The sequence below is a fragment of the Sphingomonas soli NBRC 100801 genome, from assembly GCF_001591025.1.
Taxonomy (GTDB): domain Bacteria; phylum Pseudomonadota; class Alphaproteobacteria; order Sphingomonadales; family Sphingomonadaceae; genus Sphingomonas; species Sphingomonas soli.
This window is the reverse complement of sequence record NZ_BCTZ01000022.1, coordinates 21,793-30,578: the sequence shown is the minus strand read 5'-3', so window position 1 is coordinate 30,578 and position 8,786 is coordinate 21,793. Positions and strand designations below refer to the sequence as shown.

General features: G+C 60.9%; 11 protein-coding genes. 9 read left to right on the top strand and 2 right to left on the bottom strand.

Annotated elements, in window-relative coordinates:
• Window positions 1-237: 237 nt before the first annotated feature.
• Together SSO01S_RS15490 and SSO01S_RS17320 are read left to right on the top strand one after the other, a co-directional pair.
• Window positions 238-597, top strand: coding sequence for a hypothetical protein (locus SSO01S_RS15490; protein ID WP_066800718.1), 360 nt, complete (start codon window positions 238-240; stop codon window positions 595-597).
• Window positions 598-1,035: 438 nt separating this feature from the next.
• Window positions 1,036-2,226 (top strand): pentapeptide repeat-containing protein, encoded by a 1,191-nt coding sequence (locus SSO01S_RS17320; RefSeq protein ID WP_169798369.1) that lies wholly within the window; start codon window positions 1,036-1,038, stop codon window positions 2,224-2,226.
• Between the two features lie 24 nt (window positions 2,227-2,250).
• Here SSO01S_RS17320 and SSO01S_RS18010 read toward each other — a convergent pair whose 3' ends face one another.
• A complete protein-coding gene (locus SSO01S_RS18010) occupies window positions 2,251-2,385 on the bottom strand; it encodes a hypothetical protein (protein ID WP_281178708.1) in 135 nt (44 codons plus the stop codon).
• 196 nt (window positions 2,386-2,581) lie between these two features.
• Here SSO01S_RS18010 and rplK point away from each other — a divergent pair, with 196 nt between their 5' ends.
• The 7 genes from rplK to SSO01S_RS15455 all read left to right on the top strand — a co-directional run bounded on the left by rplK (window position 2,582) and on the right by SSO01S_RS15455 (window position 7,801).
• Window positions 2,582-3,013 (top strand): 50S ribosomal protein L11, encoded by a 432-nt coding sequence (gene rplK, locus SSO01S_RS15480; protein WP_066800712.1) that lies wholly within the window; start codon window positions 2,582-2,584, stop codon window positions 3,011-3,013.
• A gap of 4 nt (window positions 3,014-3,017) precedes the next feature.
• On the top strand, window positions 3,018-3,710 hold the full coding sequence (gene rplA / locus SSO01S_RS15475; RefSeq protein ID WP_066800709.1) for a 50S ribosomal protein L1: 693 nt from the start codon (window positions 3,018-3,020) through the stop codon (window positions 3,708-3,710).
• A gap of 143 nt (window positions 3,711-3,853) precedes the next feature.
• Window positions 3,854-5,635, top strand: coding sequence for a tetratricopeptide repeat protein (locus SSO01S_RS15470; protein WP_066800707.1), 1,782 nt, complete (start codon window positions 3,854-3,856; stop codon window positions 5,633-5,635).
• Window positions 5,636-5,713: 78 nt separating this feature from the next.
• The gene (locus tag SSO01S_RS17950; RefSeq protein WP_281178707.1) at window positions 5,714-5,965 is read left to right on the top strand and encodes a very short patch repair endonuclease; all 252 of its coding nucleotides are present in this window, start codon (window positions 5,714-5,716) and stop codon (window positions 5,963-5,965) included.
• A gap of 21 nt (window positions 5,966-5,986) precedes the next feature.
• On the top strand, window positions 5,987-6,139 hold the full coding sequence (locus SSO01S_RS17945; protein ID WP_245646841.1) for a hypothetical protein: 153 nt from the start codon (window positions 5,987-5,989) through the stop codon (window positions 6,137-6,139).
• Window positions 6,136-7,296 (top strand): DNA cytosine methyltransferase, encoded by a 1,161-nt coding sequence (locus SSO01S_RS15460; protein WP_066800704.1) that lies wholly within the window; start codon window positions 6,136-6,138, stop codon window positions 7,294-7,296. The genes SSO01S_RS17945 and SSO01S_RS15460 overlap by 4 nt, the downstream gene beginning before the upstream one ends.
• 43 nt (window positions 7,297-7,339) lie before the next feature.
• Complete coding sequence (locus tag SSO01S_RS15455) at window positions 7,340-7,801, top strand: Eco29kI family restriction endonuclease (protein ID WP_066800702.1); 462 nt, start codon at window positions 7,340-7,342, stop codon at window positions 7,799-7,801.
• Window positions 7,802-7,831: 30 nt separating this feature from the next.
• Here the strand turns inward: SSO01S_RS15455 and SSO01S_RS15450 are convergent, their stop codons facing one another.
• On the bottom strand, window positions 7,832-8,599 hold the full coding sequence (locus SSO01S_RS15450) for a hypothetical protein (RefSeq protein WP_066800700.1): 768 nt from the start codon (window positions 8,597-8,599) through the stop codon (window positions 7,832-7,834).
• Window positions 8,600-8,786 lie beyond the last annotated feature (187 nt).

Genomic DNA, 8,786 nt, shown 5'->3' with positions numbered 1-8,786 from the left:
TTCACCAAGCCGCAGGTGTTCAGGCTGGAGCTTCTTGTCCATCGAGTGCCGCCAGGTGGATCCCGGAACAGGTCCGGGATGACTAGGCTCGATGCGGGGAATGTCGGCTCCCCACCCAAAGCCGGAAAGACAAACGCCGCGCCCTTGTCGGCATCTCATTGCCCAGCGCTCTTGAACATATCCGTCTTGCGAGCATACGGCCCCGCAGTTAGACTCTCGCCCAGGGGAGAAATAGTCATGCGCAAGCTCTTGATTGTGGCGGCGTTGTTCTCGTGCGGTGTCGCAACCCAAAGCTCTGCACAGGCAGCGCGAATTACCGAGGATGTGATCTGCACGGCCGAAGTCCGGCAAACCACCGGTTGGCGTTTGACCGAAACCAAATTCTACACCGATGTTTACAAGGTCGTGTGGAAGCCGAAAATGTATGACGAGATGACCGCATCCTGGAAGGCGCGACTTGCGCGGGAAGGATATACCCAGACCCCGGGCACCTATGCCGGTTGCCATACTTATACCGCCGGAGCGCCAATCGGCGGCAACATCGCGCCAAACCCCACCAAGCTCGACTGGAGCCCCCCGCCCGGGTTCCTCCCGTAGGACGCTGCCCCAACCCCGCCGCGCCTTCAGATGCGCATCGCGCGGGACGGGGGCGGGAGCCAAATTCTGGTCCGACTGCTACTCGCTTTATCCAACGCTGGTGGAAAAGCCGCCGAGCCTGGGGGAATTGCTGGATCGTTCGAAGTGATAATCGACGTAGCGCAGGCCGGAAAGCTGAGACGCCACTGTTCCGGAATTAGTTTCGGGCGTAAAACACGCCAATCACCACGATGTAACAGGACGGGACGGAACCCCCCCGCCTCTTTTGTTTTATGATTCAATATCGTATTCTCGGGAACATATTTTACTATAGATCACGATATGCGGTCAAAATACGTCTCTAAACTTCGCCATGCGTCCGAATCCACGTTCGATCCACATGAGCGGAGAGGGCCGTTAAATTACCTTTCCCGCCCTCGGACGCTTTTGCTCGTGATCTTGGGCAGTGCGTTCGCGGCGATCATCATTGACTATGTTGTTGCATCCGGTCGTGTTCAAAGTCTTATCTTCTTTCCAGAAACCGAGATTAAGGCCGGATCCTCTCCCGATTGGGAGGCACTGGTTCGAACATTGTTCCTCGTCCTTGGCTTGCCGACCGCGTTTGTGCTCTGGAACTGGCGCGATCTGAATGTTCGAGATCAACTAGCCAACCAGCGAAAGGACACGAATTTAAGAGAATTCTCAGATATCCAGATCCGAGCTGCGGGAGCCCTTTCTAAAGAAGTTGACTTGGGCGCAAGAGAGACCCTGCAAATTGCAGCTCTTCACCAACTTCGGGGTTATCTGCGAGGAGAATATGGGGAGACATTTAGGCGGTCAACATTTGAACTTTATTCCGCACTTCTCGCGCGACCTAAACGATTAGATGATTACCAAATTAATTTTTCAGATGATGTGTTTAGCCTCTCTCCGATAGTTTACGAAAACTTACGAGAACTCATAGAAGAAGACTGGATCTATTTTTTTCGCAGCGGTTATTCTTTAGAGGGCCGATCATATCGCAACCTCAAACTTAAACGAGGCATAGATTTATCTGGTTTATCATTCGCAAGAAGCGATTTGTCAGGATCGGAAATGCCAGGCGCAGTGCTGGATTCTTGCAACTTTCGACAATCAAACCTCAACAAGATATTCGCATTGGACGCGACGCTACAGTACGCCATGTGCGAGTCGGCAACGTTTGTCGGGGCAACATTGAACAACGCCACTCTTACTGGCATAAAGCTGAGGAATGCCGACTGTAATGATGCAAAATTACAATGCGCGAACCTCAGAGACGCCGAGTTTATTCGAACGAATCTGACGGGTGCAGTACTAGATGACACATCCGTGTGCGGCGCTATTTTCGTCGATTGCGAGCTACGGAAAGCATCCTTCCACTATGCAGCCTATGACACGTCAACGCAATTTTGGCCAGGATGGCACCAGTTTCACCAACTGTCTGAGAGCCTCCTTGCATGGCGCAAGGTTGAGAGGGATGACGCCAGGACCTGGTCGGCACCCTATCGGGAGATAGGGATGCTGTTGCCTCACGAGCTAGCCTCCGCGCGACTTCGCCGGGGCCGACAAGTTTTTGGTGATTGGTCGAACCTGACCATAGGCAGCCCACGCCGACCTTTCGGGCAATGAACGGTCCCCAATTCGGACTCCCCCTCACCCACCCCGCACCCGCCATCCCCCAAACAGCGCCCGCGTCGCATCATGCGGTTCCTTCTCCGCATCCGCCTTCGACCAGCCCGTCACCTGATCCAGCGCCAGCAGTCCCGTCAGGACTTCCCGGCCAAACAACCACGACTCCCCGCGTTCACCCCGCGCGGCTTCGGCGATCGGGAAACCCTCGCGGGCGCGCTCCGCGCGGCAAAATCCTACATTGCAAGCAGCATGCTTTTCGGCTAACCGCGCGCTCTTCCAAAGCACAGCGATGGAATTTTGCGGGAGATGGCCTCGGCCGTCGCTTGTACCGCTAGACTTGAAAGAGAGTGACATGGCTAAAAAGATTACCGGCTATATCAAGCTGCAGGTGCCCGCGGGCACTGCGAACCCCTCGCCCCCGATCGGCCCGGCTCTGGGTCAGCGCGGCGTGAACATCATGGAATTCTGCAAGGCGTTCAACGCGGCGACCGCGGACCTCGAAAAGAGCGTTCCGATCCCCACCGTGATCACCGTCTATGCGGACAAGAGCTTCTCGTTCGAGACCAAGACTCCGCCGGCCACCTTCCTGATCAAGAAGGCTGCGAACCTGAAGTCGGGCTCGAAGGAGCCGGGCAAGGTTTCCGCGGGCAAGATCGCCCGTTCGAAGCTGACCGAGATCGCGCAGGTCAAGATGAAGGATCTGAACGCGAACGATCTCGAAGCTGCTACCAAGATTATCGAAGGCTCCGCACGCGCGATGGGCCTCCAGGTTGTGGAGGGTTAAGACCATGGCGAAGCTCACCAAGAAGCAGAAGACCTGGGCCGTTGACGCGAACAAGCTCCACGGCGTGGACGAAGCGATCGCGATCGTGAAGGCGAATGCCACCTCGAAGTTCGACGAAACCGTCGAAGTCGCGCTCAACCTCGGCGTCGATCCCCGCCACGCAGACCAGATGGTCCGCGGCGTTGTGACGCTGCCCAAGGGCACCGGCAAGACCGTCCGTGTCGGCGTGTTCGCCAAGGGCGCGAAGGCTGAGGAAGCCACTGCGGCTGGCGCAGACGTTGTCGGCGCGGAAGACCTGATGGAAGCCATCCAGGGCGGCAAGATCGATTTCGATCGCTGCATCGCCACGCCTGACATGATGGGCATCGTCGGTCGCCTGGGCAAGGTTCTGGGTCCGAAGGGCCTGATGCCGAACCCCAAGCTCGGCACCGTCACGATGGACGTCGCCGGCGCGGTCAAGGCGGCCAAGGGCGGCCAGATCGAATATCGCGTCGAAAAGGCGGGCATCATCCACTCGGGCATCGGGAAGGTCTCGTTCCCGGCCGAAGACCTGCGCGCGAACTTCGACGCGCTGGTTGATGCCGTCGTCAAGGCGAAGCCCGCCGGCGCCAAGGGCAAATATGTCCGCAAGGTCGCGATGAGCTCGTCGATGGGCCCGGGCGTGAAGGTCGACACCGCTGGCGTCGCCGGCGCGTAAGCCGCTTCGCCACCGCGAAAACGAAACGGGCCGGGGGCGAAAGCTCCCGGCCTTTTTCGTGCCGCCCGCCCCTCCCCTCCGTCGCCTCTTCCCCCCGCGGCGCTTTGCAGGCATGTTAGCGCTAACCAGAACGGAGGGGATATATGCCGGGCATTCGTGCGATGCTGGCGCTGGCATCGATCGGCGTCGCCGTGACACCGGCGCTCGCACAGACTTCGCGCGACGATTCGATCACCGTAACCGGCACCCGTGATCGCCTCAGCAACTGGCGCGTCGCCGAAACCGATCATGTGATCGTGCTGAGCGATGGAAGCGAGACCGAGCTGGTCCGGATCGCGCAGAATCTCGAGCGGCTGCACTTCATGCTTTCCGCCCTGCTCGGGCGCACCGATGCCCCCGACAACACCGTCAAGCTGCGCATCACGCTGGTGGGCGACGCCGCCCAGTTCGCCGCAATGCGCCTCAGGAATACACGCGCGCAGCCGGGCCCCTATGCCCCCGCCTTCCGCAGCGCGCTTTATTACGATCCGCGAGACGATGGCGCGGTGATGGCCGCGTCGCGCTACGATCAGAATGTCGAGCTGCGGCGCGGCGCCGATCTCAACGGCTTTCTCCGCTCGGCACAGCTCGTCCCCGATCCGGTAACGCCGCCCGGCCTCGGCCCACAGGGTGAAGGCGCCCGCGCATTCGATCCCGTTCCCTATACCGGGCAGACGGTCCAGTTCGTCGGCCCGGGCGACCTGTCGGTGAAGATCAACGAACTTTCCGTGACGATCCCCGCCGAAGGCCGCATCTATGCCGGCTACGCGCGGCATTACCTGCTCACCTATTTCCCCAACGCCTATCCGCGCTGGTATGTCGATGGCTTTGGCGAGCTGGTCGCGACCGTCGCGATCAAGGACGGCAGCGAAATCGAGTTCGGCCGCCCGCCCGCCGATTACACCAGGGTGCTGGACAATCACTTGAGCTACCCTGCGGCAAAGGTGCTGACCGGCGAGTATCTGACCGACGACAAGGCGGGAACGCGCTGGACACCCTATCATGCCTGGGCGCTCACCCACATGCTGTTCTTCAACGATGAGCGCCGCCAGCAATTGCGCGCCTATCTGGCCAAGATCGCTTCGGGCTACACGCTGGCCCAAGCCTCCGCTGCGTTCGGCGATCTCGCCAAGCTCCAGCGCGACCTCGCCGTCTATGACAATCGCAAGGTCCCTTATGTCCGCGTGAACTTCCCTGCGACGCTTGCCGAAGCACCCATCGTCCGCCGCCTTACCGAGGGGCAGGCCGCATTCGTCAAGGGCCGGCTCGAGGTGGGGCCGCGCGTCACCGTGCCCTCCGCCGGCAGCCGCGACCTCGCGGCCCTGCGCGCCACCGCCATCGCGGAGCGCGACAAATGGCTCGAAAAGCTCCGCGCCGACGCCCAGCTTTATCCGAACAACCGCGACGCCCAGCTCCTCCTCGCGGAGGCCGAATGCCGCAGCGGCCGCGCCTTCGAATGCCTCGCCGCGGCCGAGCGCGCGCTGGCGATCGATCCGACAAGCAGCGACGCGCTGGCCTGGAAGGGCGCCGGGCAGACCGGCATGGCCCTCGCCGCATCAAACCGCGCCGCCGGCCTCAAAAAGGCCCGCGCCACCCTCGCCCGCGCCAATCGCGACAATCCCGAAAGCCCCCTCCCCCTCATCCTCTACTATCGCAGCTTTGCCGACGCGGGCGAAACCCCGCCAGACGTCGCGGTAGAGGGCCTGATGAAAGCCGCCGACACCGTCCCCGCATCCCCCGGCCCCCGCCTCCTGCTAGGCGAAGCCCTAGCCAAACGCGGCGCAATCGAGGCCGCACGCCGCACGCTGATCCCCGTGGCACAGGGCGCCTATGAATCGCCCGAAGCGGCGGAGGCGCGGGTATTGCTGGCGGGGTTGCCGGGGTGAAAGGGTAGCGCTCCCGAGAAGTCGCTCGATAACTCCAAATTATGGCGCGCCAGTCGCGCACCACTATATTGTTGGTGAATGGACACGCTATCGCCATCGGGCCGCAGTGAACGAATGGCGCGTGTTCGGAACCGCGACAGCAAGCCCGAGATGCTTGTCCGTCGGATCGTACACGCAATGGGATTTCGGTACCGACTGTATGATCGTCGCCGACCCGGGACGCCGGACCTCGCATTTTCAGCCCGGCGGAAAGCAATCTTTGTTCATGGTTGTTTCTGGCACCGGCACCCGGATCCGAACTGCAGACTCGCGCGCATGCCAAAATCGTGACTGGACTTTTGGGAGCCGAAATTGAACGGCAACCGCGACAGAGATTTGCGTCGCCAGGCCGAGCTGTCGGCGCTTGGATGGCGATTTCTGGTTGTGTGGGAATGTGAGATGCGCAATACAGAACAATTGAAGAACAAATTGATCGCCTTTCTGAGCGAAGAGGACAATCGATGAACGCCGTTGAACTGTTCGCTGGTGCTGGTGGGTTAGGCATGGGCATCTCGAAGGCGGGGTTTACGCCGGAGCGGGTAGTCGAATGGGATCGCTGGTGCTGCGACACGATTCGCGAGAACCGAAAGAAAGATAAGAGCCCCCTTGCGCATTGGCCCAACCCCATCGAGGGCGATGTGCGAGGAGTGAATTTCGGCGATCTACAGGGTAAGGTTGATTTGGTTAGCGGCGGCCCCCCCTGCCAGCCGTTTTCTCTTGGTGGGAAACATCGCGCGCACAAAGACTCACGTGACATGTGGCCCGAAGCCGTCCGAGCGGTCCGTGAGATTGAACCCAAGGCGTTCATTTTTGAGAATGTCAAAGGGCTGACGCGCGCTTCATTCGCTACCTATTTTTCCTACATCGTGCTCCAGTTGAACTATCCTGAAATCGACGGGCGCGCGGACGAGGAATGGATCGATCATCTCGCGAGACTTGAACAGCATCACACCTCAGGAGTTACGACGGGTCTCGAATACCGGGTTGTTCCTAGGGTGCTCAACGCAGCGAATTACGGCGTTCCGCAGCGTCGCGAGCGTGTTGTTTTTGTCGGTTTTCGGTCGGATTTGGGCATTGAGTGGAGCTTTCCAGACGAGACGCATTCGCTAGAGGCGCTGCTATGGGACCAATGTCGTGGGGAAGAATACTGGGACCGGCATAAAGTAGCCCGGATCGATCGAAATTTGGATTGCCGCCTGTACGAGCGCGGTATGAGGCTGCGCGAAAAGCCGAGAGCCAAGGCGTGGCGAACCGTTCGGGACGCAATAGCCGATTTACCGGAACCGACAGCAACTCCGTCACTAGTCTTCGCAGACCATCGCGTTCAGTTAGGCGCGCGTTCTTATCCTGGTCATACCGGGAGCCCACTCGACGAAGCCGCGAAGACCTTGAAAGCCGGCGTCCACGGCGTTCCCGGCGGCGAGAATATGCTGGCGAGACCGGATGGGTCAGTCCGGTACTTCACGGTGCGAGAAAGTGCGCGGTTACAGACTTTCCCCGACAGCTATCATCTGCATGGTTCATGGTCGGAGGCGATGCGCCAGCTAGGGAACGCGGTTCCCGTGGAACTCGCTCGCGTAATTGCCACGAATGTCGCTTCTCATTTGAAGCAAGCTGCCTAGCCCGCCAGGTGACATCGCGCGCTGTATTGTGCAAAAGAGTGGCATGACGCCATCGGATGATCCTCACCACTTCGACTTCGATTTGGATGAAGGCATTCGTGTTCAGGTGATCGAAAAGCTTGAGGCGAGCCCGCTATTGCCACTGGAGCGAGGCGTCGGGCCGCGTGAAAGTGGCGTGTACGCGCTCTATTACGAAGGCAAACTCGTCTACGTCGGTAAGGCCTCCAAAGAGACTACCAAGAGCGGTCGAACGCTGAGAGCGCGGCTAGCAGAGCATGTCAGTAAGATTGATAGTAGGCAGAACATCATTCTAGCCGATGTCCAGTGTCGCTATCTGACGTTCAGCAGTGAGTGGTGGGTTTTCGCGGCCGAATACGCCCTCATCGTTCACTACGCTCCGGCGTGGAATTATAGTGGTTTCGGCAGCAAAACCCCGGGGGCGGGCCGTCCCGGAACTGGCATCGTCGGCCGGTGGAACGAACTTTTCCCTCCACGGGAGGGGTAAGCCACAAAGTACGGCGGTTTACGCCCGGCGCTATCGAGTCGCTCCCCTCGCCTTGTCCCGCGCCATTCGCCGTTCCACCGCGTCCAATGCCTTCGTCAGCGCCGCGTCGGTCTCCTCTCGCGTCGCGTAGCGCGGCCCGGCATGGGCGTGGTGCCGGCCTTCGATGATCGCCGGTCGGCGGTAGCTCAGCAGCAGCAGCGCGTTGTCGAGCGACATGCGCTCCAGCGGCTCGGGCATCTCCCCCGCGTCCGCGCGCCAGCCATCGCGCCCGGCCGGGTCCAGCGACGCGATCGCATTGGCGACCAGCGCCATCTCCAGCCGTTCATATCCCTCTGCCAGCGCCGCATCCATCTGTTCGGCGAAGCCCGGCGCGTTGCGCCGGCGTGCGTATATCGCGTTCCAGCCGATCCCGGTCGCTGCTGCCGACAGCCGCACATTGGCGGTCGCGGCCAGGTGCGCGAGGAAGGTGCGTTCGCCTGCGGGGGTGAGCAGGCCCGGCTTGGCGCGGCGCACCTGGATCCGCCGGCCGCGCGTCGCGCGCACGCAATATTCGCCGCCCTTGGTCACCGCCCCCTCGCCGTCCGCGCGCACCTCCCCCGCCTCCATCAGCCGCGCTTCGGCAAAGGCGATCGCGGCGTCCCATTCGCTGGCGAAGTCGGGGAAGCGCGCGCGCCAGCGCTGGAGCGTCTGGCGGTGCGTGCCCGCTTCCTGTGCGGCCATGCTGACATTGCCGGTGCGGCGCAGCGATTTGAGGAACGCGGCGCAGCTGCGCGCCTGCGGCTTGGTCATCTCGGGCATCGCGCCTCTCCAGGTGTCGAGGCACGGGGAGCTTGCCCACAATCTCCTACCCGTCAAGTTGACTTGCCTGCACAATCCGCTATGTGCGCGCCTCCTGCTTCGGCAGGAAACCGTCCGAGACAGTTGGTGACCGGGATTTGCCGGGCTTAATTTCCAGCCAAGACGGGGACAGATTTTTCACCGAACC